The following is a 26286-nucleotide window of genomic DNA, read 5'->3' as shown; positions in this document are numbered from 1 at the left end:
ATAACTTGTTTATTTTCAGTGTTTTGTTTTGATTGTTGTGAAGTAGCGGTCATTTGTGGATATCGGATTTTTAATTTTTGGCAAAGATTTTGGAAGTATCCATCTCGTAAAACAAAAATTTAAAAATTTGAAATTATGAAAAAGTTATTTTTAGGATTAGGTCTTGTAGCAGGAACATTTGCATTTGCTCAGATTACTCCAAAGTTCGGTTTAAAAGGTGGGATTAACGTAGCATCAATTTCAGATGACGGATATGATGATGCAAAATCCAAAGTAGGATTCGCAGGAGGTGTTTTTGCAAATATTCCGGTTTCAGAGATGTTCAGTATCCAGCCAGAGGTTATGTATAGTCAGATGGGATCAAAAGTTAGTAATACATATTCTGCAACTGTATTGGGTAATACTTACGAAGCCAGATCAACAGCAAAACTAAATCTAGATTATATTACAGTACCGATCATGTTTCAATTCAGAGCAACGCCGGCATTCTATATAGAAGCAGGTCCGGAATTCGGTTTCTTAACTAGTGCAAAAGCAAAAGATATTAATACAACCTATGTTAATGGTTCTCCAGAGGATTCCTCAACGAATACATCTGAGGATTTGAAAGATTCTTTTTCAGGATTTAATATGGGAGCTGCTTTAGGACTTGGATATGATATCACACCAAATTTTGGTATTAATGCAAGATATGTTGCAGGTTTCACGGATATTAATAAGAAAGATAGTAATACTGATGGTAATACTTCTCTTCAGAATGATGGAAACAAAAACAGAAATAATACTTTCCAAGCTGGAGTTTATTTCAAATTCTAATATTACATAATATTAAATATTACTAAAAGACCGATCAATTCGGTCTTTTTTTATTTCATAATTTATATTTTTGTTATTCATAAACAATTATATATGAAGAAAATTTTTGGATTGTTGGGGCTGAGTGTTATGTCTTTTGCCTATTCGCAATCATTTGGGGTAAAAGGAGGAGCCAATATTTCTACAATTAGTAAAGAAAATAGTTGGGGAGATAAAAATTCTAAAATTGGTTTTTATGTAGGAGCTTATATGAATGCCCCGGTTAATGCATTGCTTAGTATCCAACCGGAACTGATCTATAACAATATGGGAGTGAAATATGAAAATGGAAAGACTTCTCATACTTTGAATCTTAATTACGTGGCGATGCCGATTATGTTTCAGTTCGAATTGATCCCTAAATTTTACGTGGAAGGAGGCCCTCAGTTTGGAGTTTTGGTAGGTAATAAGAATAAGTACGAAAGTGATAGCAAAACTATTATTGAAAAAGATAAGGATGCTTACAATCAGCTAGATTTGAGTGGAGGAATTGGATTAGGATTCAAATTTAATAATATGGCAATTGGTGCTAGATATATCGTTGGTTTTACTGATATCAAGAAGAATGGATCCACAAGCTGGAACAATAGTGATAAGCAACTAAGAAATAGTGGTTTCCAGATAGGATTGCAATACGGATTCTAATTTTATTTAGACCGATGATTTTTAAACATAAAAAAACCAACTTCAAAAAGAAGTTGGTTTTTTAATTTCATAGTTTCATTACTTATTTAACAATAAGGTTTTTGCTAGTAGTTTCTCCGTTATTGGAAATTACAATTCTGTAAGTTCCTGTTTTCAAGTTAGAGATATTCACCTGGGTTTTTTCATTTTCCAAAGAGCCGTTTGAAACTAATTTTCCAGAAAGGTCAACAATCTGGTAAGTTGCACCTTTTGTAGCTTTGTTTAGAGAGATGTTTACTTCTCCTTTGGCTGGGTTTGGATAGATTGCGAATCCTTTTTCAAATGCGGACTCATTAACCGCAAGAACTTTGTTGATGTTGAATCTCGTAGCATTAACAGCGAAATAAATATTGTCAATGGCCTTTACCATGATTCTCGCATTGGAATTATCTTCATTTGGAAGAATTACGTTGGCGGTTCCTGTATTTGGAACGCTCTCTGCAAGAACTGTAGGATAGGTCAATCCATTGTCAGATGATAATAAGATCTGGACATTTTGTGTATTGATAGGTGCTGCTGTAGTACCTGCCACATCCCAAGTTACAGCAAGAGAAGAACCTCCATTATAATTAGCTGCAGCAGATTGTGAAGTCACTTTAAAAGGTCCTGTACCAGCAACGGTAACAACCATGTTGGCTCTAGCTGCCTGATTTCCTGTTGCTTTGTTGTCATTTACAAAAAGAGAGAAGTTAAGATTTCTTTCGATAGTTGGAATCACTTCCCAGGTTGGTGCTAGATTTCCCGCTGCAACCGCAGACATCATAGGGAAATAGCGAGAAGTAGATACTGTAGGCGTATAAGATCTGAATACAGCTCCTGAAGCTTGTGTCGCAGTCGGCACAGTAGATGTGGTCGTATTTCTTGTGTTGGTCTGCTCCCAAAGGTAAGTCAAGGCATCTCCATCCGGGTCAGTGGCAGTTCCTGTTAACACAAATGCAGTTCCGTAAGGGATAGAATAATTGTTCAAAGCTTGGATTACAGGAACTTGATTATTATTGGCTGTTTTCACTCCACATCCTGAACCAGTACCTGTTGTAATATTACTATACATTTGGTTGACGCTTACTACGTGGAAGTAAGCATCACTATTACTTTGAATATTTGGTGCGCATATACCGGCATAGGCCATGATCGTACTACCACTACCAGGCTCTACAGAAGTAGCTGCGCTTCTGTTATTATCACAAGAGTTATCAAAAGTGTGTTGAGCTCCCCACTGGTGTCCCATTTCGTGTGCGACATAGTCAATGTCAAAAGCATCTGTTCTAGGAGCGGAACGACCTGTGACACCACGAGCTTTGCTTGCCGTACATGGTGATCTTAACTGGGCAACGCCTCCACCTCCGGTACTGAAGATATGTCCGATATCATATGCGGAACTTCCAATTGTTGCATCTATGAACGCCTGATTTTCATCAAGAAGAGCATAGCCGTCATTATTGGTAAAACCGGGACCATAAGCATCAACATCTATTGAAAGCAAAACATCATTGTTAGCGATCATGGTCATGGTAAGGGAAATAGTTTTTTCGTAAACCCCATTTACCCTTGTCATTGTCGTGTTCATGGCGGCAAGTACAGCTTCCTTTTTTTGGGCTATTGTCCCACCACTTAAACCGGCTCTATTGATATGGTATCTAGAATATTCCATCGTCGTAGCTAATGCAAGACGGTAATTTCTGAACTGCCCATCCTGTACCAAAGATTGTGGTGTTGGATCTGCTACAGCTTCATCAGAATTTTTATATCCACAAATAAATCCTTCCAAATTAGGACCAAGGTCTTCACGATTATAGACCATATAAGTAGATTTATCCTGTGTATAAGCATCTAGATAAGCTGTTTTTCCGGAATTGAAATACATTACATTGACCCCATCATATGGAGATACGCTGAAACGGATAGAACTCCCTGAGTTGCCTTTTTCGTATCCTAGATATGATTTTAGATTAGGATATTTTGCCTGTAGGACAGGATCCATAACAGATGCTTCCTGGATTACATAATCTACTAGTTTCCCTTCTGCTGTCGGGAATTTTAGTACCAATGATTCATCGTTGGAAAAACGTTTAGGCGCTTTTGCAAGATCAACATTTATTTCATCTACGTTTAGCTTATATAGCTTATACTTTGATGGTGTCGCAGTTTTATCATAAACAGCCGATCTGTTGTCAACAGCTGAAACCTGCTTCCAGTAATTCTTCTGTGAGAATAGCATTCCCGAGAACATTACCCCTACTGAAAATAGTAATTTTTTTTTCATTGTTAAAATATTTAAATTTTCTATTTTTTTAATTGTATACTATAATTTTTAGTTTGATTGCTTATACTTTGATAAATTAAGGTTGGTAAGATTCATATCAATATCATTTCTTTTATCAGACATTCAAACTATATTTAATTACAGTCTTACATTTTGAAAATGAAATAGTGAATAAATAAAGAAAAGCATAAGTAGACATTAATTTTATACTTTTTTTGCTAAAATAAGAAAAAATATATAATTCATTATATAATTGTGAGAATCATTTTGTCGATTACTTTCACACTAATATAAAAGAGGTTGCATAATTTTGCAACCTCTTTTTTAATTATATTCAGAATTTAATATTATTCAGAAATTAGAACCTTAGTTCCCTGCGTATGCGCATTCATCTGCGGAGCATAATAGTTCTGCAAAGTTGTGATTCCGTTAGAGAATTTTCCACTTGCATTCGCTACATAGTCATACTCGAAAACATATTTTCCTTTCGGCATATATTCTATATAGAAGTTTGTGGAAGCATCTTTTGTGGATTGATAATAGCCCAGATTATTTTTCCATTCGTAACCAGAAATCACATCCAAAGGTTCAAAACCTGCAGCACGCATATCTTTCAGGTGAATAAATTCCATATTTCTGTCCGTATTCAGAATCATTCTCACGGTAACTTTATCACCAACTTTCAAAGGCGAATTTTCATTGATTTTAACTAATTGTTCGCCATTCTCCGTTTTTACTTTTTTGTACAGTTCTTTAGAGATAGAAATATAACTTTCCGAAGATTTTATTTTATCAAGCTCTTCATAATATTGCCAGAACAAGCCACCTTGAACAATTCCCGGACTATCTTTTTTAATGGAAACTGTTGCCAGATTTTTATCTAAATTGTCAGAAGTAATCGTCTGTTTCACATAACCTGTTGCCTGTGTTTGAGGATTCAGTGGTTTTCCGCCCCAAGTGATTTCCGCTTTATCAGATTCTGCAGAAGTCCAAGATTTCCCTGAATTCAAAATGGTAAAAATAACTTCCGCAGTTCCTCTGGAATTTCCCCAGGAATTGACTTCTTTTTGCGTTACGAGCCAGATTTTCATTTCTTCGATGAAGTTTTCATCAGTTGGAGTTAATTTTTGGAACGCTTCAATGGCTCCGGCGTGATTCACGGTTTTGGAAGAATACCAACCCCAATCGTTCAAATTTTGTTTCCAATAGACACCTTGGGTTTCTGATTGTGTCGAAGTTTCTTTTAGATAATTCATCAATTTTTTCGAAACATCTTTCAATCCATAATTACTGAATAACAAAGCTGCTCTGTGTAATCCAAAGAAAGTTAAATCGGTAATTTTTACCGTTTTAGCTTTAGAAATAATAGCCGTTTTCAAAGTTGCGCCTTTTGCTTTCAGAGCATATTCTTTTTCCCAATAATGTCTTGTGTCAAGATAATCGAGAACAAAATTGTTCCAAACATTGTCCTTATCTGTTTTCCAATATTTATTGACTTCGTTATCCACGTAAGAAACCAGTTTTTTAACCATTTCTTTTTGTTCAGAACTTTGATAATCTGTTACATTTCCTTTCAACCATTCATTGATTCTGCCCAGGTTTTTCAAAATATAAAGTGAAGTATAATATGAACTTGGATAACCTTGATACCAGCTGAATCCGCCGTCAGGGTTTTGAAGTTTTATCAACTCAGACCAATCATTTTGAATTGAATTTCGCATTGTATTCGTATCAAACAATCTCGCTAGTTTTTGCATTTGTTCCGTCTCATTTTTACTTTCGAGAACCCAAGGCGTTTCATCCAATAACAATTGTTTCAGTTCCTGATTTTTTTCAAGATTAGAGGCCAGTAAACCTTTAGATTGATATTCATCAAAAACCGTTTTCATTTTTGGATTTGCTTTGAAGATCTCCGAAGCTAAAACATCAGCAAACCATTTATTGAAAATCACGTCTGCTGAATTATTAGTATCATCTTTCAAACTTGGAAGCGCAAACATAATTTCCCAAATCGGGTTCGTTGTCAGTTCCAAAGTATTGGAAACATTGGTTAATGTTTTAGAATCAGAATTTTTCAGATTTTCCAAAGTGAAAGTTTTCGTCTGTCCTTCTTTTACAAAAATCGGAAGCGCATCTGTCACCAACATTCTGTTTGGAAGAACTGCGATTGCTTTTTGTTCGCCGTCAGAGAAGTTTCCTGCTTTTGCAACGATTTTAATAATAATTGAAGAAACATTGTTTGGGACCTTCAGTTTCCACGTTGCAGATGTATTTCCATTCTCAACTAATGAAAAAGATTGTTCTTTGTTATATCCTGAAACTGCAGTCAATTGATTAATTCCGAATTTATCTGAAATATCTTCATTAGTAAAAGCATCTAAAATCTGCAATTGTGCAAAACCATTTAATTTTTGATTAACCAGACTTGAGATTTTAGTCTGAAGATTCAATTCGTCACCTTCTCGCAAGAATCTTGGATAATTTGGTGTGATAGAAAATTCTTTTTGCGTTACGACAGATTTTTCCAAAATTGCACTTCTCGCATCTTTTGTATGAGCTAAAAACATTACTTTCCATTGTGTCAAAGCTTCCGGAGAAGTAAACTCGAATGAGACATTGCCGTCTTTGTCTGTTAGAAGATTTGGATAGAAATAGGCTGTTTCGTTGAGGTTTTGGCGGACTGGGATTTTTTCTAAGTTTTCTTGTTTTGTAACAACTGTGTATGAAGCAACTTTCATCGAAACAGTTCTCTTTTCCATTCCTTCTTCCTCTTCTTCAATATCTTTTGTTTTTATGCTATCTTTTACAGAAGCAACACCTCTTATTACTACCTTATCTGCTTGTCCAGGTGCTCCCATTGCTTGAACTTGAACTCCTGCAACTCTGCCATTCAAAACATTATCAATATTATAAAGCCTTCCATCAAACCAATTAAACTGTGGAGAATTAATATTATAATTCTTTAAGAACTCAAATCTTTTATTATAATATTGTTGTTCCAATCCATTTCTCAATTCATAAGAACTTTGATAGAAAGGCGAATAGAATTTTTGCCAACTCCAAGAATTCGCTGCAAATTGGTCAAGCGATTTATCATACATATTTGCCAAAACTTCAGCATTGATTTTTTCTTTATCAGCGCCAGAAATTTTGATGGTCCATTTTTCTTTTTGTCCAGGCTGTAATTTGTCTCGGAAAGTAACGGTTTCAATTTTCAAATCATCTTTGCTGTCAGCAATTTTCAAATCAACCGATTCTGTTTTCACATCATTAAATGCAACCAATTGGAATTGCAAATTCACTCTCGATATACTTTCATCTTTCGGAATCGCAGTTTCATATTCTAAGATTCCATTTTTGAAAGATTTGGTTTCTGTAACGGTTTCGCCTTTTCCATTTTGGATGAAAATGTTGACCAAAGCATCCGGAATCGCAGAGTAAACAAACACTTTTGCTTTCTCGCCTCGTTTGAAATCCTGCGTTGGTCTAATCACTTCCAAGAATGGATTTTGATTTTGTCCAAGCGATTTTTTATCCCAAACTTTGAAGAATTGCTCTGTTTTTATCGTGTCTTTTCCTTCAATATTATAAAGCAAGACTTTGTATGTTCCTGCTTCTATTTTTCCCAAATCTAGTTTGGTTGTCGGTTGTTGGTTGTCAGTTGATGGATTTTCAACTCGATTAATTAATTGTTTTTCAACTTTCCAATTCTTCACATCGTCATTTTTATCAAATCTGTCGTGAGGGAATTTTTGTACAAATTCATCCTTAGAAAGTTTTGGTAGATTCTGAACAACAGACGCAAAATTCTCTCTGAAAATCTGTTTTGGCTCTTCCAGTTTTTCCAGTTTTACGTTGTAAGATTTTTTCAGAACTTGGTCGTTGTAATTTTTGGTATCAACATTCAGTTTTACAGTTTCATCGGAAAAAGTATTTCCAATTTCGTTCGCCGTAATATAATGAGAAACCGAAGCCACTTTTACATTAGTATTGGCAGATTGCGTTTCTCCATTGATATCCGTCACTGATGCATTGATTGCATAATTATCAATCTGAATGCCTACCAAAGTTTCATCTTTTTTCAACTCAATTTTGATTGTAAATTCTCCTTTTTCGTTGGTTTTTACATTGCCAAGAATCGAATTTTCGTTATCATTTCCACGTGGATACCACCAAAAGTATCTCCAACGGATATTCTGTTTTTTGATTTCATAATTCACTGTTGAATTACTCAAAGGAACACCAGAAAACATCATTGCTTTTCCTTTCAGTTCAATAGTTTGACCATATTTGTATTCGTCTTTTATCGGTTCGAAAGTCACTTCAAACTTTGGACGTTTGTATTCCTCAACGTTAAAATCCGTATAACCTGAAATATGATAACCAGAATTATCATCGTCATTATCAACTTCAATATTGAAATTTCCGTTCAGTTTATTTTTGGGAAGCGTAAAGTTTCCATTAACAGAACCAAATTCATTGGTTGTCAGTTTCAAGGTTTGTAATTCCTCGCCGTTTGCGTCGTGCAAAGTGATATTTAATGGAATTTTTTCTAATGTTTTTACTTTCTGAGTTTCGCCGTTGATTCCAGTTACAATCGTTTTGAAATAAACGATTTGTCCAGGTCTGTAGATTTTTCTGTCAAGGAAAATCTGTGCCGATTCCTGATTTTCGGATTTATTTCGATTGCCATAATCACTATCATAGCCGTAAACATTTATCATCGAATAATTGTTCCCGTTTTTCACAAGGAAATTTCTGTAATATTCTTTGTTCTCAGAATTTATAATTTGAAAATTTCCAGAAGCATCGGTTTTTACAGAATGTTTTACGATTTGTTTTCCTCTTACATATTCGATAATTTCAAGGTTTTCGTTGGTAAAAACTTTTCCGTTTTCGTTGTTTACGAGTTTCAGAATATTAGCTTTTGGATTAGAATCGTCTTTTTTGGAATAAATAATTTTCGAATCAGAAACGATGAAATAAAAACTTTTCTGAACAGAATTTTCCACAACATATTCAGCCAAATAAATCCCTGCAGGAAGAGCCTTCAGCTCCAAAGACGTTTTATGCGTTTTGAAATCGAAAGATTCTGGAAGCGTGAATTGGTTTTTTCTTACCAAAGATTTTTTGACTTTCGCAAATGGTGTTTTGTAAGAATCAAAGACGTGATTCAGAAAACCTTGCGTATCATCTTTGACTTCATAAATATTCAAAGAAAATTGCTGAATATTTTTTCCTTCCGCAACGATGTGAATTGGTTTGTTACTCTGGGTTTCGTTCTCATAAAACAAGTTCAGTTGCGGATTTTTGATCTGATTTTCTTTGTTTTTAATATTATTGATAAATTTCGATTTTGGATAAAGTTCTTTCGCTTTATTTGCCCAAACCAAAGCTTTTTTGTTATCCTCTTTTTGCTGAAGAATCTCAATCATATCATCGATAATCAAGACTTTGTAATCGCCTTTCGCAGATTCATCCTCAACCAGTTTTTCAAGTTGTGCAAATTTGTCTTTGCAATTATTCAGTTCACAATTATAATTGATTTTCTGATGTTTGAAGTACAATTGGGAATTCCCGGAAAGTGAACCGATTTCCGAATCATAAATATCATTGATCTTTTTTGAGTTAGCTTTCAATTCGTTCGGAGTGAAAAGATTTTGATTTTTTAAGAACTCAATATAACTGTAATTGTACCAATCGGATAATGTCGGGAAATATTCAAAATTATCAGAATCATCGAAGATTTCCTTGTATTTCTGCATTGCAATTTTCTTCAAAGCAGAATTTTCTTTTTCTAATTCTGAATAATTCTTCGACAAATAATTTTTGAAATCAAGTTTGCTCCAAGTTTCGATTTGTGATAAATCGGCGTTGTCAATATTAGTTTTCTGATTGATTTTCCAAGAATTATTCTGATAATAATCTTTGATAAATTCCAGAGTAAGAAGATGAAACAACTGTTTTTCATCACCTTTCAATTTGGTTTCTGTGTTTTGAAGTTTCGAAAAGAATTTGGAATTTTCATCATTCTTCGTATCATCATGAGTCTGCTTTGTAATACTGAATTCCGCTTTCAAAGATTTGATGATTTGAATGGCGTTGTTGTCTTTCAAAGCTTGGTTTTGTATTTCCAGAATGATCGGAAGATTGGATTTGTAGGTTCCTTTTTTATAATTGTCTTCGATTTTTTTCCATTGCTGGTCATAGTAGTTTTGTGCGGAAAAATTCATAGTAGCAAATATCAATAAGAATACTAGTAAAGATTTTAGGATTTTCATATATGTCTTTTATTTTTTTTGAATGAGTGACTGAATCACTTTATAAAGATGCATTATTTTATCGTAAGGTTGGAAAGAGAAACAATTTTTTTGAAATTTAACGTTTTGAAGATTTTATTTATTTAGAACAATTTTTCCGACATTTGTTAAAGTAAAATGTCGATTTTAAATTTAGCAAAAAAATATCTCATTGAGAGTCAGGTTTATGTTTCATTAATGGGAACTTTTCTGGCTGGATTTTTTATGCTGGAGCAAAAGATATTCCGTTGGCCGACCTTGTTGTTGATTTTCATTACTTATTTCAGCGGTTATCTTTATACCAAATATCAATACGACAAAAAGAGATTTTTCAAGATTCTGATTTTCAATTGTATTTGTGGGATTATTAGTGTGATTCTCATCCTCAAAAATCATAACGAATACAGACTTTTGAAATGGGCGGTTATTGTTGTGTTGGGCTTGCTTTACAATTCGTTTTTCTTGGAGAAATTCATTAGGAAAATTCCTTTATTAAAGGTTTTTTATGTTGGATTGACTTGGGCATTGATCAATTCCTGGCTGATTCTTCCGGAATTTAATTCGCAAATTTTTTTGATTTCTTGGTTATTCATCTCAGCTTTGGTTCTGCCTTTTGATATCAGAGATATGAATAGTGATGATGTTGTTACTTTTCCGATTTTGATTGGTGTTCAGAAAACCAAATTTCTGGCTTATTTGCTGGTTTTTATTTCCGGATTATTGAGCATTTTCTATCTGGATTTGGAATTCGGAATATATTTTTTCTTGACCATAATTGTCACATTTATATTGATTTATTTTTCTGAAAATAGCAATCAAGAATCATACTTTTCTTTTTGGGTAGAGAGTTGTAGCGGATTACCATTGTTATGCCTTTTCTTGCATTGGCTTGTAAATTGCTAATACAGATTTTGTTGAATTTTCCGATTATTGATGAACAAATCGATTCTGATCTTTATTTTCGTTTTAAGTTGCTTTTCTTTTGCCAATGCTCAGGAAGGAAAAGACTCGCTTTATTATAAAATCGAAGAATTTTCGGATAAAAGAAAATTTACGAAGTTCATTCATCGTTTTATATTCCGTAGAGAAGCGGACTCAGCATCTGTGAAAACCAGAACTGATAAACAATCTCAGGAAACTTACGACGGAAGATATATCCGAAATATCAAAATTGAAACGATCGACCCTTTTGGATACGGTTCCAAAGACAAAAAAGAAAAGTCCAAATGGTACGATTGGTTCACGAATCACCTTCATTCCAATACACGAGTTTCAACAGTTAATAATTATTTGCTTTTCAAAAAAGGCGAAGAATATAACGCTCAAAAACTCTACGAATCTGAGCGTTTGCTGAGAACAATGCCTTTTGTGAACAGAGTTAATATCAGCGTTTCAGACAGTACTTCTACCAAAGATTCTATTGATGTTGTAGTAAAAGTTCTCGATTCCTGGAGTTTGAAACCGAGAGTGAGTTATTCCGGAAGTAAAATTGGTCTGGGAGTAACAGAAGAGAATTTTCTTGGTCTTGGTCACGAAGCGGATTTCCTTTACAGAAACGATTCCAAAGAAAAGCAGGATTACCTCTATGGAAGTTATACGGCTTATAATCTTTTTGGAAGTTACATCAACGCTCAGGTTTTGGGTGAACGTGATTTTGCGAAAAATGAAAGAATTAATTTCAACGTCAAAAGAGATTTTTTCTCACCATTGACAAAATGGGCAGGTGGTTTTACTTTTGAATATTTTATGCGAAATGTTCTCCTTCCGATAGAAACAGACACTACTTTTCCGGAAGTTCAAATCAAGGTTTACAGTCAGGATTTGTGGGGTGGTTATCAAATTCCAGTTTCATCAAATCCAGATGAAAAAGTCTCCAGCAATATCGCTTTGATAGGGCGTTTTCAGAATTATCAATATAAAGATAGCCCGGCTTTGGACCAATATCAATATTTCAGTTCTTACAGCAGTTTTCTGATGTCTGCCGGATTTATCCAGAGAAAATTCTCTGTTCAGAAGAACATTTTTCAATATGATTTGCCGGAAGATATTGCTTATGGAAATACGTTCAGTTTAACTGCCGGATTTTTATCAAGAAGTAATGAAGTAATGCCTTATGCTGGCGTTTCGGGTTCATATGGCGACTTTACTAAGATTGGTTATTTTAATATTAAGGCCCAATTTGGAAGATTCTTTAATGAAGACAGTCAGAACCGGGAATCTTTCCGGTTGGACGGAACTTATTTCACGAATCTAATGGATTGGAAATTTGCGAAGGCAAGACATTTCTTTTCTCCAACCTTGGCTCTTGGGAATCCTCAACATAATTATTCTTACAGAGACAGAATCAACCTTTCCTCAGCAGAAGATTTTCCTGTTTATAATGCAGATTACATCGGGACAAAGAAGTTGGTTTTGAGATATCAGCTTCAACTTTTCGTTAATAAGACTTGGAAGAATTTTCACTTTAGCCCTTATTTGACAACTGCGGTTGGCTGGCTTGGAATGCCTGATGATAATCTTTTAAAGACTAAAGCGAACACTAAAATTGGAATCGGGGTTTTGATCAATAATCCTTATTTGGTTTTCAACAGGATTCAGATTTCCTTTACTTATTATCCTCGCGTTCCTTTTGATAATAATTCGGTTTTTGATTTTAACAGCAACCGAAATAATGTTTTGCCACTGAATAATTTTGGTACGGATATTCCGCATTTTGTGAATTTTGGAAATTGATTTTGTTGTTATTTAGTTCTATCTTTACTGAAATTTTTGAGTGATGGAAAATTTGAATGAATTAAAATTAAGAATAATACAAAGATTGATTAAGATTGATGATATAGAAATCTTAATGATAATTAACGAATTTATTTCTCAATATGATTCTCATAATGAAAACATCGTAAGTGAAACTAAATCCATTTATCATTCAAAAATCAAATTTTCTGAAAACCAAAAGCAGATGCTTAGAGAAGCTGAAAATGATATCAAAGAAGGTAGATTCCATACTGATGATGAAGTTAGAAAAATGACTGAAGAATGGTTAAAATAGTTTGGTCAACAAAAGCTACATCTGACCTGAAAGAAATTATTGAATTTTGGAATACTAATAATAAATCTACAACTTACGGTAAAAAATTAATTTTACTTATTCAGAATAAGTTGGAACAGATTTCTGAAAATCCGCTTTCTGGAATTAGTACAGATTTGGAAAATGTTAGGTCTATTCTTTTTGAAAATTATTATTTACATTACACTTTTACTTCGGAAAAAATTCTGGTTTTGAGGATTTGGGATGTTAGACAAAATCCCCTTAATTTTGAACTCTAAATGATTATCAACAAACTTTCACTAATAAATTTCAAAAATCACTCGGAACAATCTTTTGATTTTTCACCTCAAATCAATTGTTTTGTGGGTAACAATGGAGTAGGGAAGACCAACATTCTGGATGCACTTCACTATTTGTCTGTTGGCAAAAGTTTTCTTGGAAATTCTGACCTTAACAATATTAAGTCTGATGAAGATTTCTTTGTGATTGAGTCCGAAATTCAGAATGAGGAAAAAGAAGATATTATTAAAATTCTTCAGTCAAAAGAGTCCAAAAAAGTCATCAAGAAAAACGATAAATCTTACGATAGATTGGCTGACCATATTGGTTATTTGCCGAGCGTGATGATTTCGCCTTATGATTCCAATCTGATTTCTGATTCGGGAGAAAGCAGAAGAAAGTTTCTGGATGCGATGATTTCTCAGACCGATTCCTCTTATCTTTTTGATTTGATTCAGTATCAGAAAACAATACAGCAAAGAAATGCATTACTGAAATATTTTGCGAAAAACAGAACTTTTGACAAAGATTCTCTGGAAATCTATGATGACCCTATTTCAAACTTCGGAACCCGAATCTTCGAAAAAAGAAAAGAGTTTGTCGAAAAACTGAATCCTATTGTTCAGCATTTTTATGAAATCATTTCTGGTGGAAAAGAAATCGTGAATGTCATTTATGAATCTCATCTTTTTGATAATAATTTCAAAGAACTTCTATCAAATTCAATTGATAAAGACAGAGCTTTGACTTATACTTCCAAAGGAACTCATAAAGACGATTTGCTTTTTGAAATGAATGGAAATTCAATCAAGAAAATCGGTTCTCAGGGTCAGCAGAAATCTTTCTTGATTTCTTTAAAATTAGCCCAAATCAACCGAATCAAAGAATTAACAGGAAAATCTCCAATTCTCCTTTTGGATGATATTTTTGATAAGCTGGATGATACGAGAGTTTCTCAACTGATTGAACTGGTAAACAAACAAAGTTTCGGACAGATTTTCATTACAGATACGCATAAAGAACGAACAGAAAACGTTGTAAGGCGCATCAACGAGGAGAGCAGAATCTTTGAGATTTCATAGTTTGCATTCTCTGAACCCAAGTTAATTTTCTCTAAAACAAGATAAATATCATATTCCAAAATACTTTTTGGTAAGAAGAACTTAATACTTTTGCGAAGTAATTTTTAATTATTCTAAATAAATATTATGGAAAAGTTTTACGTTTCTCTCTTCTTCTTATCTGCTATGATTAGCAACGCACAAAGTTTTGAAGAAATCTCTCAGCCCAATCTTAAAAATTATTTCTATTCTGCAGCGGCAGTTGCAGATGTGGATAACGACGGATCTCAGGATATATTCTTCACTGGTGCGATAGATGCTGACGGAGATACCAATGTTGATACGACTTCCAATAGTCTTTACAAAAACAGCAATGGAACTTTCTCTTCCGTTCAGGAATTTGGAGAAAATTCGGTTCACTTGAGTGCTGTTAAATTCATTGATTTTGATAATGACGGACTTTTGGATGTTATCACGACTGGTTTAAGTTATAATGACATCGTAAATTATCAACAATATAGATTTAAAAATACAGGTTCTGGTTTCACGTTGATGGATAATGCGGCTGGAAAAATCTATGGAGGTTTAGATGTCTTTGATTTCAATCACGATGGAAAACAGGATTATGCGATCAACGGAACACAGTATGTTGAAGGATTAGGTTTTACACACGATTTGGATTTATATCTTAATAATTCAGCTGGTTTTCAGAAACATGCAGCCTGGATTCAAGGAACTCAAAACGGAAGTTTCAAAGTGATCGACATTAATAATGACAATGAATTGGACTTAATCGTCAATGGATTTAATTCTGACTATGAAGCAACTTTTTCTGTTTATATCAATGAAAATGGAACTTTGGTAAAGAAATCAGAACTTCCTGCAGTAAGTAACAGCCAACAGGCTTTTGCAGATTTCAATGGTGATGGTTTTCAGGATTTTGTAGTTTCGGCCCAGGATGAAAATTATGATGCTTACCTCTCTGTATTTATCAATGATGGTCAAGGAAAATTTACCGAAAATAAAATTGAAGGTGAAGGTTTATCCGATGGTGGAGTAGAAGTTGGGGACTTAAACAATGACGGATACTATGATTTTGTAGTGATTGGTGATGATGATAATTATAACGGTTATAGTAAAGTTTTTCTTTACAATCCTCAACTTCAGAAATTTGAAAAAGATGAGAATGCTAATCTTTACAATCTTGGTAGTAAAGGAACTGTTGCTATATTTGATTACGATAATGACGGGAATCTTGATATTCTGGCCAATGGTTTTGATTGGGATGATCCAGACTTGTTGCCTTACACCAAATTATTCAAAAATAAAACGACGGTTACCAATCAGAAACCAGATGCGCCAACAATTTTAACCGCAACAGATAATGAAGGTAAAATCAAATTCACTTGGTCTGGAGCAACAGATGACAAAACGCCGGAAAACTCTCTTAAATATGAATTGAGTGTTGGTTCCGAAGCTGGAAAAACTGACATCGCAAAATATATTGTGACTACAAAAAGCTGGTATCTGGATAAAATGGATTTACCCTCCAAAATATTCTGGAGCGTAAAATCAATTGATGCTGCAAAAAAATATTCGGATAAATCCCAAGAAAAAGAATTGGCGGTTCTAGGCGTTGCTGATGTTAAAAACACAACAGTTTCTATCTATCCAAATCCAGTAAAAGATGTCTTGAATGTAAAATCTAAAAGTAAAATCAAAACGCATAAAGTTTACGATCTTGCAGGACAAAGTTTGAATACAGAATTGACATCAGATTCTACAATTGATTTTTCTCGTTTGGAGAAAGGTGTTTATGTTGTAGAAATCCAATTTGAAAATGGTAAGAAAACTACTCGGAAAGTGATTAAAAACTAATAACCAAACTTTCATATCCATATCTACATTTTAAAAAGAAAAGCCCATTCAGATTTTGAATGGGTTTTTCGATTTTATTATGTTCTTGTTTAAATAAAAGATTATCAGAGAAAATTATTATTCTCGCAGATTAGGCTAATTTCGCAGATGTTTTTTTGATGTAAAATCTGCATAATTTGCTCAATCTGCGAGATTTTAATAATCAAAGTTTTAATTGTTGAAAAGAAATACAAAACGTCAACATAGCCCTGATGGGAACGGCATCCTTTTTTGTTTTTTGGAAAACAAAAAAGATATAGTGAACAGCAGGTTGGAAAATTTCTAAAGAAAGACCAATCGTCTTGCTCCTAAAAATTATAAAAAGCTTCCGTCAAAAGAGAAAGGTAATAGGTCTCTGATAGATTTTGTCTTGATGATCTCTCCGTTGGGAGCAGCAAAATATATTTCGATTTGTTCTTTCTGCTTAGCCTCATATTCCAGAATTGACTGTCTGCAGCTGCCACAAGGCGGAATTGGAACAGAACTCAAAACATCTTCCGGACCGCCAATTACAAATATCTTTTTGATTTTTACACCGGGATAATTGGCAGATGTCCAAAAAATGGTCGTTCTCTCTGCACACAATCCGGAAGGATAGGCGGCATTTTCCTGATTGCTTCCTGTGATTATCTCTCCGTTTTCCAGAAGCAGCGCACATCCAACAAAGAAATGAGAGTAAGGTGCGTAGGCTTGTTCTCGAATGGTTTTAGCTTTATCAAATAGTGTTTTTTCTATATCGTTGAGTTCTTCGTAACTCGGGATGACTTCAAAGTTGATCTTTATCTCTTTTTCCATTTTAAAAAATGCAGGGAGGTAAAAATACAAGTTTTGTGGAAATAAATTAACATTTATTGAAAAAAAACATCTAACAGATATGTTACGACCGTTTTTAGCACTTACTTTTCTGTTTATCATTGGATTGGCGGAAGCTCAGGACAAGATATTTTGGAACGAATATCGAAAGTTGGTGTGGACAGATTTTGAATCTCAAACAAAGCCAAATACTTCTCAGGCTGCGGCTACAACTTATTGTGGAATTTCTTATTTACTTAATAGTTCGACCAAAAAATTCACGAATAAACAAGTGAAAATTGAATCATTTTTTATTCCGTCCAAATCTTGGGCGCATCCGGAACATAAGACGGATAATATATTGATGCACGAGCAAAGTCATTTTGATATTGCTGAATTGTTTGCACGACGATTTAGGAAAGTAATTAGTGATAAAACTTTGGATGTCAAATCTTTGCAGAAGTATTATGAAAGAATCTATGATGATTACAAAGATTACCAAAAGGATTATGAAACTGTGACCAATCACGGCAGAATACGCGAAAAACAATATGAATACACTCAGAAAATCAATTCAGAAATAGAAAAACTCTCGGATTTTAAAATCTGAATTTTCGGTTTTCCTTTTTCTCAGACAATTTCTTTTTGTTGTCGATTCGTTTTTGGATTTGAACTTTTGACGGTTTTGTCGCAACACGTTTATTTGGAATAAAGAGTGATTTTTCAACCAATTCCAGCATTTTCTCGGTCACAATCTTTTTATTCTGTAGCTGAGTTCTGCTTTCCGATGAGGTCATTTGCAGAAGACCTTCAGAATTGATTCTGTTCTTCAATTTTTCCGAGATTCTCAATTTTTCATCGAAAGAAAAAAACTGACTTTCCATAACATTCCAAATCGCTGTTACAGCTGTTTCCACCTTGTTCACGTTTTGTCCGCCAGCTCCGGAAGAGCGGGAAGTTTTGTAGCTGATTTCGGTAGAAAAATCCTTCATTTTTAGTTTTTGATCAATTTCTTTAATTCAAGACGATTCACTTTTCCGTTGGGCGTTCTCGGGATTTGTTCTACAAAAATAATTTCTTTTGGCTTATGAAACGATTTTTCGAATTTAATGCTAAGAATTTCATCTTTCAGATTTTCCAGCTCGGAATCTAAAACATCTAACCTTGAATCTTCAATAACCAAAACCAATTTTTGTCCCAGTTTTTCATCTTCAATTCCAAGGAAAATGACTTCATTTGAGATTCCTTTTTTTACCAATTTTTCTAATTCCTCCGGAAAGATCTTAGCACCTCCCGAATTGATTACATTATCAATTCTTCCCAGAAATCTGAATTGTTTTTTATCATTGATTTCAACCAGATCATTCGTCTGCAAAATCTCTGAATTCAATTTTGGAGCAAATATTTTCAGACAACCTCTTTCATCCAAAGAAATATCAACACCATCAAAAACAGTAAACCAATCTTCCGGATTTGGGAAAGTTTGCTTCAAGGCGATGTGAGAAAGGGTTTCGCTCATTCCATAAGTTTCGAATATTTTGGTTTGAGGGTTTGAAGGTCTAAGAGACTGAGTGATTTTCTCTTTTAAAGTTTCAGAGACAGAAGCTCCTCCAATAATCAGATTTTTTATTAACTGAATTTTGTCTAATGAATTCTCAACCTGCAAAGGTGTCATTGCGCAGAAATCAATTTCTTCATTGACATTTTCCAATGGATTGAGAGAAGTAGTAGCAATTTTCAGTTTTAATTTTCTTAAAATACTTCTTACAACCATCATTTTTCCGGAGATATATTCGATCGGAAGACAAAGTAAGGCTAAATCGCCTTCTTTTAATCCTAAAAAATCACAAGTCATTTCCGCCGAATTCAACATTTTTGATTTTTGTATATCAAAAATTTTCGGAAGTCCGGTAGAACCAGAACTCTGGATTTTCACCGTTTTTGACTCCGAAAACCATTCTGTTATAAAGTATAAAACTTTGGTTTCAAATTCATTAGATGATGATTGGTTGGTGTTGTATGCTTTGGAAAGGTCGATTAACATTAGGTTGAGCGAAAAATTATTTTATAAAATTATGCAATTTTTTTTTACAAATAATTTGGAAGTTAAAAAAAAAGCCCTAAATTTGCACCACAATAAACGACAGACCCATGGTGTAACGGTAGCACTTCGGTTTTTGGTACCGCCTGTCGGGGTTCGAATCCCTGTGGGTCTACAATGTTTAGCTTTAAACGCTCTGAATTTTCAGAGCGTTTTTTGTTTTTTAATTCTCGTTCTACTACCAATTCTGCAAGTTCTTTGATGTGGAAATCTTCTTGTATAGCTTTGTCCAAAGGCTTACAATATAAATTACGAGATAATATCATCGGTTTTAATTATTATTCATTCGTAGTAATTAATATTGGATAGCTACAATGATATTCCTAACCAAGGCAGAAAAATAAATGCTTGAACAGATTGAATTTTATTTTTGCGTATCTCCAAATATAAAAATCCATTATTCCAAAAACAAAAAAACTCCGCCAGAAGCAGAGTTTTAAATTTATATTTCGAATGATTTACATTCTGTTCACTACATTAATTCCAAGAAGAGAAAGCCCTTTCTTGATCGTTTTTCCAGCCAGATCAGAGATTTGAAGACGGAATTGTTTCGCATTCTCATCATCTTGATTTAGGATTGGGTTGTTCTGATAGAATGAATTATAAGCTTTTACCAATTCATAAACATAGTTCGCAACAAGAGCAGGACTCAGAGATTCCGAAGCTTTTGCAACTACATCTTTGAATTCCGAAAGAAGCATTATCAAATCTTTTTCTCCAATATTTGGAAGGTAAGCATCAGAAAGTCCCTTCTTAGAATAATTCGCCTTATCCAAAAGCGATTGGATTCTCGCATAAGTATATTGAATAAACGGGCCTGTATTTCCATTAAAATCAATACTTTCCGCAGGATTGAAAAGCATTTTCTTTTTCGGGTCAACCTTCAAGATGAAATATTTCAAAGCGCCTAGTCCAACTATTTCGTAAGATTTCTCTTTCTCTTCATCAGAAAGATGTTCCAATTTTCCTAATTCCTGAGATTTTTCTTTTGCAGTCAGATACATTTCCTGAACAAGGTCATCGGCGTCAACCACAGTTCCTTCACGGGATTTCATTTTTCCTTCTGGTAATTCAACCATTCCGTAAGACAAATGATAAAGATGGTCTGCCCAATTATAACCCAGTTTTTTCAAGATTTTGAACAAAACTTGGAAGTGATAATCCTGCTCGTTTCCAACGGTATAAATCAATCTTTGGATGTCGTTATCCTTGAAACGTTCCACAGCAGTTCCCAAATCCTGAGTCATATAAACCGAAGTTCCGTCTGAACGTAACAATAGTTTTTGGTCAAGACCTTCGTCTGTCAGGTCGCACCAAACAGAACCGTCTTCTTTTTTGTAAAGAACGCCATTATCCAAACCTTGCTGAATCAAATCTTTACCCAAAAGATAAGTATTACTCTCATACTGAACTTGGTCAAAATTAACGCCCAATCTCGCATAAGTCTGATTGAATCCTGCATAAACCCAAGAATTCATCATTTCCCAAAGTTTGCGAACGTCAGCATCATTTTGTTCCCATTTCAAAAGCATTTCCTGTGCTTCGATGATAGAAGGCGCTTGCTTTTTCGCTGTTTCCTCATCTATTCCGTCAGCAACTTGTGCTTTGATTTCGGATTTATATAATTTATCGAATTCCACATAATAGTTTCCGACCAATTTATCGCCCTTCAAACCTGTAGATTCCGGCGTTTCTCCATTTCCGAATTTTTCCCAGGCCAACATCGATTTGCAGATGTGGATTCCACGGTCGTTGATGATTTGTGTTTTGATAACATTATAACCGTTTGCTTTCAGGATTTCAGCTACAGAAAAACCGAGAAGATTATTTCTGATGTGTCCCAAATGGAGCGGTTTGTTGGTATTTGGGGAAGAATACTCCACCATTACCGTTTCGTTTTTGGAAGGTGTGGAATCGAAGTTCTTTTCCGTCTCAGAAAACTCTTGTAAGAAAGCAGAATCTTTAACTTTCAAGTTCAGGAAACCTTTCACGATTCCGAAGTTTTCTATGAAATCGATTTGATTTTTGATTTCTTCTCCAAGTTCATTTCCAAGAACATCCGGACTTTTCTTCGCCAGCTTTACCAACGGAAAAATCACGATAGTGAAATCGCCTTCAAACTCGGTTTTGTTCTTCTGGACTTCCAGCGTCACATTCTCGATGCCGTATAATTTGGAAACGATTTCCGATATTTTAGATTGTATATGTTGTTTGATAGTCATTATAAAATATTGAGTTGCAAATTTAAAAATTTAAAATAGGTTTAAGTAATAAAATTATTACATAAAGTTTGTCATTCCGTAGGAATCTAGACTGCCGAGATTCCTACGGAATGACAAAAACTCTGAAATGCTAATCTAATTAATCATTAAGACTTTAATTATTAATTAGTCAAAGCCAAAGCTTTCCTCTTGCTCAACCTCAAGAACCTGATAACCAAAAGAACTGCAGAGATCGTCAATCCAATCCCCAGCGCAATCCACATCCCAAAAGCACCCATTTTCATCGTTACACAAAGGAAAAAACCAACCGGAATCGTGAAAACCCAATAAGCAATAAAAGTAATAATACTAGGGATTTTCACATCCTGGATTCCTCTTAGGCAACCTAAGGCTGTAACCTGAATTCCGTCTGATAATTGGAAAAGCGCCGCAATAATCATTAGTTTCGAAGCCAAATTGATAACCAAGACATCGCTTTCTTTGGTGAAAAAATGTGGCAGAACATTTCTAAAGAGAATGAACATTAATCCACAGAATCCCATATAGATCAAAGTTAATTTGAAATTATTGATCCCGATTTTTCTCAAACCTGCATAATCTCCAACACCCATTTTGTTTCCAATCATTACCGTAGAAGCTACACTGAAACCAATACAAAGATTGAATGTGAATGAAGCCATAGACAACGCGATCTGATGAGAAGCAATATCAGTCGAACTTATCAACCCACAGATGAAAGCCGCCGCGGCAAAAGCTGTAACCTCGAAGAACATTTGCAAAGCCGTAGGAAGTCCAAGTTTGAACATTTTGCTGAACATCTCTTTTGCAAACAAATTGATTTTCAGGGAAAATTCTTTGATGTAACGTCTCGTTTTCGGTTCTTTTACTAAAACGTAATAAAGGAAAACCACCATGAAAATTCTCGCTAATAAAGTGGCTAAAGCCGAGCCTTGAACACCCATTGCAGGCAATCCGAAAAGCCCTTTGATGAAAACGTAATTCAAAGCAATATTAATGATGTTTGCAATAATCGTAGCTTTCGTTACACCAATTGTAAATGATAATCCTTCCGAAACTTCTCTCAAAGTCTGGAACATCATAAACGGAATCATCGTGAATGCCATTATACTCAAGAAACTAATTGTGTTCGGGATAATTTCTTTTGGCTGGTCAAGATGATATATCAATGGAAGTGCGGATAACAAAATTATCATCAGCAAAATCCCGATTCCCAGATTAATCACAAACCCGTGTCTGAAAACCGAATTGATTGTGTCGTGTTTCCCTTGAGAATTAGCTTCGGAAACCAAAGGCGGGATTGCAAAAGAAAACCCCAAAGCCAATACGAAAATCGAGAAAAATAAAGCGTTTCCAAGAGAAACAGAAGCCAAAGCCTGCGCTCCCAAAAGTTTTCCAACGATGATGTTATCGAATAAATTTACAGAAACTTGTCCAACTTGTGTCAGCATTACAGGAAGTGCGAGTTTCAATCCCTGTTGTGTATATTGTTTATCTAAAAATTTCATTTTTTTTAGTTGTATTTTATTATTGTTAAATGAGAAATCATAATGGAGGATTTTTCATTTTTATTCAAAAAAAAAACCGCAGAAGAAACTGCGGTTAAATATAATATTTAATTAAGTTTACTTCTTTACAAAATTCGAGACGTCGTCAGCAGTCACAGGGTCAGCACCCAAAATGATTAATCTTTCCACAACGTTTCTAAGTTCTCTGATGTTACCAGTCCAGTCATATTGCTGTAAAGCTTTGATGGATTTTTCATCAAATTTCTTTGGAGCAGAACCATTTTCAGAAGCGATTAGCTGCGTGAAATATTCTACCAGCAAAGGAATGTCTTCAACCCTGTCATTCAAAGACGGAACATTGATCTCAATAACAGAAAGCCTGTGGAACAGATCTTCCCTGAATTTTCCAGCTTCGATTTCTTTGGTCAGATTCTTATTGGTTGCAGCAATGACGCGGACGTCCACTTTGATTTCCTTGTCACTTCCGACAGGGGAAACTTTGCTTTCCTGCAAAGCTCTCAACACTTTTGCCTGAGCAACAAGGCTCATATCGCCAATTTCATCCAAAAAAATAGTTCCGCCAGTTGCCTGCTCGAATTTTCCTGATTTATCTTTGATTGCTCCAGTGAAAGAACCTTTTACGTGACCGAATAATTCACTTTCAATCAATTCTGAAGGGATCGCGGCGCAATTCACTTCTACCATTGGTCCGCGGGAACGTTCGCTTTGAGAATGGATAGCGTGTGCTACCAATTCTTTACCAGCTCCGTTTGGTCCGGTAATCATTACTCTTGCATCAGAAGGTGCAACTTTGTCGATGATCTGCTGGATTCTTTTAAGCGCAGGCGATTGCCCAATCATCTGATATTTTTTATTCACTTTTTTCTTAAGCTGAGAGTTTTCCTGCTTAAGATGAGAATTGACTTTTTGAAGATTGCCTTTGTCAAGCGCATTTTTCACACTTGTTATCAATCGGTTGATGTCGATAGGCTTGGAAATGAAATCGTATGCACCTTCTTTCAAACAGCTGACGGCAGTATCAATATCTGCGTGACCGGAAATCATCACAAACGTGGTGTCAGGTTTCAGCTGAAGGCTTTGTTTCAGAAGCTCGGTTCCGGAAATTTTTGGCATTTTGATATCAGAAATCACCAGAGCAAAGTCTTCTTTCTCTATGAATTTGAATCCCTCAAAACCATCTTCGGCTATTTCGAATTGGTAATCAGGCAGTTCGTCTGATAAAATGCTGTGTAGAACTCCGGATATTGCTTTTTCGTCTTCTACTATTAAGATTTTTTGCATAGCGACAAATATAGTGATTTTTGATTTCGTAAAACGAATTAATTACGATTGATTATTTCAAAATTTGAAAATCTTCATATCAAATTGTCTGCCGAATTTTTTGAACAATGTTTCAATCCTGGGTGCAATAGCGATAGTAACGGTTATCCTTTTGTTTTTTATTGGATCTGGCAAAGGCAAAAAACAAAAGATAATAGTGGATAGCGCGACCCAAGTTGTGGCAAATGCGTAGGCAGGGGATTGCCAAAATAGTATTCAAATCTTAAAAAATTAAGAAATTGAAAATCAAATTTACCTTAATCAACTATAATTTTCTTTGTAATCTTCTGACCTTCTATTTTGAAAGTTCCAAGATAGACGCCTTTTGGAAGTTTGGAAATATCAATCCTTATTTGATTCTCGGTTTGACTGACGGTTTTTCCTTCCGGACTTGTAATCGTAAAGCTAAACTTCTGATTTTTGCTATTTGAGAATTCTAATTGAATGTAATCTTTTGCAGGATTTGGAGAAATTATGAAACCTGTCAAAGCTTCTTTTGCTGTGTCTAAGCTTAACATTTGACTTGCAATTGCAAAATGTTGGACAGCTCCAGTCGTAGCCTTCGCAATATTGTAAATATAAAGTGGGTCTAGGTTGGAATATTTGTCGTTAACTGTGTGTGCATAAGGTGTTTCATTGTACTCGAACAAGCCCGTGATGATTTCTCCATTCGCCTGAAAGGGCATGTAATCTGAGGCATAAGCGTAGCTGAGATTTGTTTTCAAAGGAGAATAGAGCGTAACACAATTTATCAATTGTTGTGTGAAAGTATTGGAAGCGGAGTTATTGGAACTTGGGCTGGTATTTTCGTCCCTTTCGCAAGTGATCGTATCGTTGGTTTGACCTTTGATTCCGCCGACTTCATCGATATTTAGAACCAGACGGATGCTCATTTTTGGAGAAGTTGCGTTGACAACATTATTCACATAATGCTGAGAACCAAGCAAACCTTGTTCTTCGCCAGAGAAATTGACAAATTTTATCGAATATTCTGTAGGAACGTTTTTGAGAAGTCTCGCTAATTCCAGAATTACGGAAACACCGCTTCCATTATCATTAGTTCCTGTTCCGGTAATTGTGTCGTAATGTCCACAGACAATGACGTATATGTTGGGATATTTGGTCCCTGTTTTCGTAACAATGATGTTGGACGTTGATTGTCCGCCGTAAGTAAAGGTATCTTTTGTGATTTCAGCTTCCGAATATCCGAAGGAAAGATATTTATTTCTCAGCCAGGTGTAAGCATTGTTGTTTGCCGTAGAACCTGTTGTTTTTACGCCCAAAGCTTCGAATTCCTGCAAATAGGCGCTGATATTGGTCTGGGAAACCATATTGCTGACATTCGCATAATCTTGATTGAATGTTTGGGAATTTGCAAAAAATCCTAAAAATAAGACCGAAAATAATAAGTTTCTCATCTTCATCGATAATAATTTTGCAAATATAATTAAAAAGGAGAAGACTTTTTGAATGCCTTCTCCTTTTCGTGAAAAACTATTACTAACTTAAAAACTAATTCGTTGCTTTTCTGACTTCTGCTTTTACATCTTCAGCTGCATCCTTGGTTTTTTCCCAAGCGTCAGACGCTGTGTCTTTTGTGCTTTCCCAAGCTTTGTCCGCAAAGTCCTTTGTGTCTTCCCAAGCTTCTGCGGCGTTGGCTTTTAGATTTTCGAAGAAACCGTCTCTCGTTGGCTCTTCATTTTTTCTTTTTTGCTCATCTATATATGAGCGGGCTCTGTCTGCATAATCGTTTACTTTGTTTTTAGCTGTTTCTGCTGCATTTTCCAAAGAATTTTCAGTTTTATTAACCGCTCTTTCTGCGTCATTGTATTTTTCGTTGTGCGTACTCATAATATTTTGTTTTTAGTGATTAATATTGAAAAATTTGATTTGATGT

19 protein-coding genes and 1 tRNA gene are annotated in these 26286 nt (G+C 34.8%); 10 read left to right on the top strand and 10 right to left on the bottom strand.

Features of this window, described 5'->3' with window-relative positions:
* The first annotated feature begins 135 nt into the window (after window positions 1-135).
* A complete protein-coding gene (locus BLT30_RS08355; RefSeq protein WP_089873126.1) occupies window positions 136-816 on the top strand; it encodes a porin family protein in 681 nt (226 codons plus the stop codon).
* A 93-nt stretch (window positions 817-909) separates the two neighbouring features.
* Window positions 910-1500 carry a porin family protein gene (locus tag BLT30_RS08350; protein ID WP_089873125.1) on the top strand — a complete coding sequence of 197 codons (591 nt, stop codon included), beginning with the start codon at window positions 910-912 and terminating at the stop codon, window positions 1498-1500.
* Between the two features lie 82 nt (window positions 1501-1582).
* Here BLT30_RS08350 and BLT30_RS08345 read toward each other — a convergent pair whose 3' ends face one another.
* Both BLT30_RS08345 and BLT30_RS08340 read right to left on the bottom strand, forming a co-directional pair.
* Window positions 1583-3802 carry a zinc-dependent metalloprotease gene (locus BLT30_RS08345; RefSeq protein ID WP_089873124.1) on the bottom strand — a complete coding sequence of 740 codons (2220 nt, stop codon included), beginning with the start codon at window positions 3800-3802 and terminating at the stop codon, window positions 1583-1585.
* Between the two features lie 347 nt (window positions 3803-4149).
* Complete coding sequence (locus BLT30_RS08340) at window positions 4150-10083, bottom strand: alpha-2-macroglobulin family protein (RefSeq protein ID WP_089873123.1); 5934 nt, start codon at window positions 10081-10083, stop codon at window positions 4150-4152.
* Window positions 10084-10239: 156 nt separating this feature from the next.
* Here BLT30_RS08340 and BLT30_RS08335 point away from each other — a divergent pair, with 156 nt between their 5' ends.
* The 6 genes from BLT30_RS08335 (at window position 10240) to BLT30_RS08310 (ending at window position 16368) form a co-directional block, all read left to right on the top strand.
* Complete coding sequence (locus tag BLT30_RS08335) at window positions 10240-11004, top strand: UbiA prenyltransferase family protein (protein ID WP_175487162.1); 765 nt, start codon at window positions 10240-10242, stop codon at window positions 11002-11004.
* Between the two features lie 30 nt (window positions 11005-11034).
* The gene (locus BLT30_RS08330; RefSeq protein ID WP_089873122.1) at window positions 11035-12834 is read left to right on the top strand and encodes a hypothetical protein; all 1800 of its coding nucleotides are present in this window, start codon (window positions 11035-11037) and stop codon (window positions 12832-12834) included.
* Between the two features lie 43 nt (window positions 12835-12877).
* Window positions 12878-13150 (top strand): hypothetical protein, encoded by a 273-nt coding sequence (locus tag BLT30_RS08325; RefSeq protein ID WP_089873121.1) that lies wholly within the window; start codon window positions 12878-12880, stop codon window positions 13148-13150.
* Window positions 13138-13428, top strand: coding sequence for a type II toxin-antitoxin system RelE/ParE family toxin (locus BLT30_RS08320; RefSeq protein WP_089873120.1), 291 nt, complete (start codon window positions 13138-13140; stop codon window positions 13426-13428). Before BLT30_RS08325 ends, BLT30_RS08320 begins: the two co-directional genes overlap by 13 nt.
* Window positions 13429-14511 carry a DNA replication/repair protein RecF gene (gene recF, locus BLT30_RS08315; RefSeq protein ID WP_089873119.1) on the top strand — a complete coding sequence of 361 codons (1083 nt, stop codon included), beginning with the start codon at window positions 13429-13431 and terminating at the stop codon, window positions 14509-14511.
* Between the two features lie 126 nt (window positions 14512-14637).
* Entirely contained in the window at window positions 14638-16368 is a 1731-nt protein-coding gene (locus BLT30_RS08310; RefSeq protein WP_089873118.1) for a T9SS type A sorting domain-containing protein, read from the top strand.
* A 354-nt stretch (window positions 16369-16722) separates the two neighbouring features.
* Here the strand turns inward: BLT30_RS08310 and cdd are convergent, their stop codons facing one another.
* Complete coding sequence (gene cdd, locus BLT30_RS08305; protein ID WP_089873117.1) at window positions 16723-17202, bottom strand: cytidine deaminase; 480 nt, start codon at window positions 17200-17202, stop codon at window positions 16723-16725.
* A 79-nt stretch (window positions 17203-17281) separates the two neighbouring features.
* On the opposite strand from cdd, the gene BLT30_RS08300 reads away from it, so the two are divergent.
* Window positions 17282-17809 (top strand): DUF922 domain-containing protein, encoded by a 528-nt coding sequence (locus BLT30_RS08300; protein WP_089873116.1) that lies wholly within the window; start codon window positions 17282-17284, stop codon window positions 17807-17809.
* On the opposite strand, the gene arfB is transcribed toward BLT30_RS08300, so the two are convergent.
* Both arfB and BLT30_RS08290 read right to left on the bottom strand, forming a co-directional pair.
* Window positions 17799-18191, bottom strand: coding sequence for an alternative ribosome rescue aminoacyl-tRNA hydrolase ArfB (arfB, locus tag BLT30_RS08295; protein WP_089873115.1), 393 nt, complete (start codon window positions 18189-18191; stop codon window positions 17799-17801). The two genes, BLT30_RS08300 and arfB, sit on opposite strands and share 11 nt — an antisense overlap.
* Before the next feature lie 2 nt (window positions 18192-18193).
* Window positions 18194-19243 carry an AMP-binding protein gene (locus BLT30_RS08290; RefSeq protein ID WP_089873114.1) on the bottom strand — a complete coding sequence of 350 codons (1050 nt, stop codon included), beginning with the start codon at window positions 19241-19243 and terminating at the stop codon, window positions 18194-18196.
* A 101-nt stretch (window positions 19244-19344) separates the two neighbouring features.
* Here BLT30_RS08290 and BLT30_RS08285 point away from each other — a divergent pair.
* Window positions 19345-19415: transfer RNA gene (locus BLT30_RS08285), tRNA-Gln, on the top strand.
* Window positions 19416-19758: 343 nt separating this feature from the next.
* Here BLT30_RS08285 and argS read toward each other — a convergent pair.
* The 5 genes from argS to BLT30_RS08260 all read right to left on the bottom strand — a co-directional run bounded on the left by argS (window position 19759) and on the right by BLT30_RS08260 (window position 26240).
* The gene (gene argS / locus BLT30_RS08280; RefSeq protein WP_089873113.1) at window positions 19759-21522 is read right to left on the bottom strand and encodes an arginine--tRNA ligase; all 1764 of its coding nucleotides are present in this window, start codon (window positions 21520-21522) and stop codon (window positions 19759-19761) included.
* Between the two features lie 161 nt (window positions 21523-21683).
* On the bottom strand, window positions 21684-23048 hold the full coding sequence (locus BLT30_RS08275) for an MATE family efflux transporter (protein ID WP_089873112.1): 1365 nt from the start codon (window positions 23046-23048) through the stop codon (window positions 21684-21686).
* 117 nt (window positions 23049-23165) lie between these two features.
* Complete coding sequence (locus BLT30_RS08270; RefSeq protein WP_089873111.1) at window positions 23166-24350, bottom strand: sigma-54-dependent transcriptional regulator; 1185 nt, start codon at window positions 24348-24350, stop codon at window positions 23166-23168.
* A 296-nt stretch (window positions 24351-24646) separates the two neighbouring features.
* Window positions 24647-25813 (bottom strand): M28 family peptidase, encoded by a 1167-nt coding sequence (locus BLT30_RS08265; protein WP_089873110.1) that lies wholly within the window; start codon window positions 25811-25813, stop codon window positions 24647-24649.
* Between the two features lie 88 nt (window positions 25814-25901).
* Window positions 25902-26240 carry a hypothetical protein gene (locus BLT30_RS08260; RefSeq protein ID WP_175487161.1) on the bottom strand — a complete coding sequence of 113 codons (339 nt, stop codon included), beginning with the start codon at window positions 26238-26240 and terminating at the stop codon, window positions 25902-25904.
* Window positions 26241-26286: the final 46 nt, after the last annotated feature.

It is taken from the genome of Epilithonimonas hungarica, assembly GCF_900102265.1.
Classification (GTDB): Bacteria; Bacteroidota; Bacteroidia; order Flavobacteriales; family Weeksellaceae; genus Epilithonimonas; species Epilithonimonas hungarica.
Note: the sequence above shows the minus strand (reverse complement) of the source record. Positions and strands in the feature narration are given on the sequence as shown.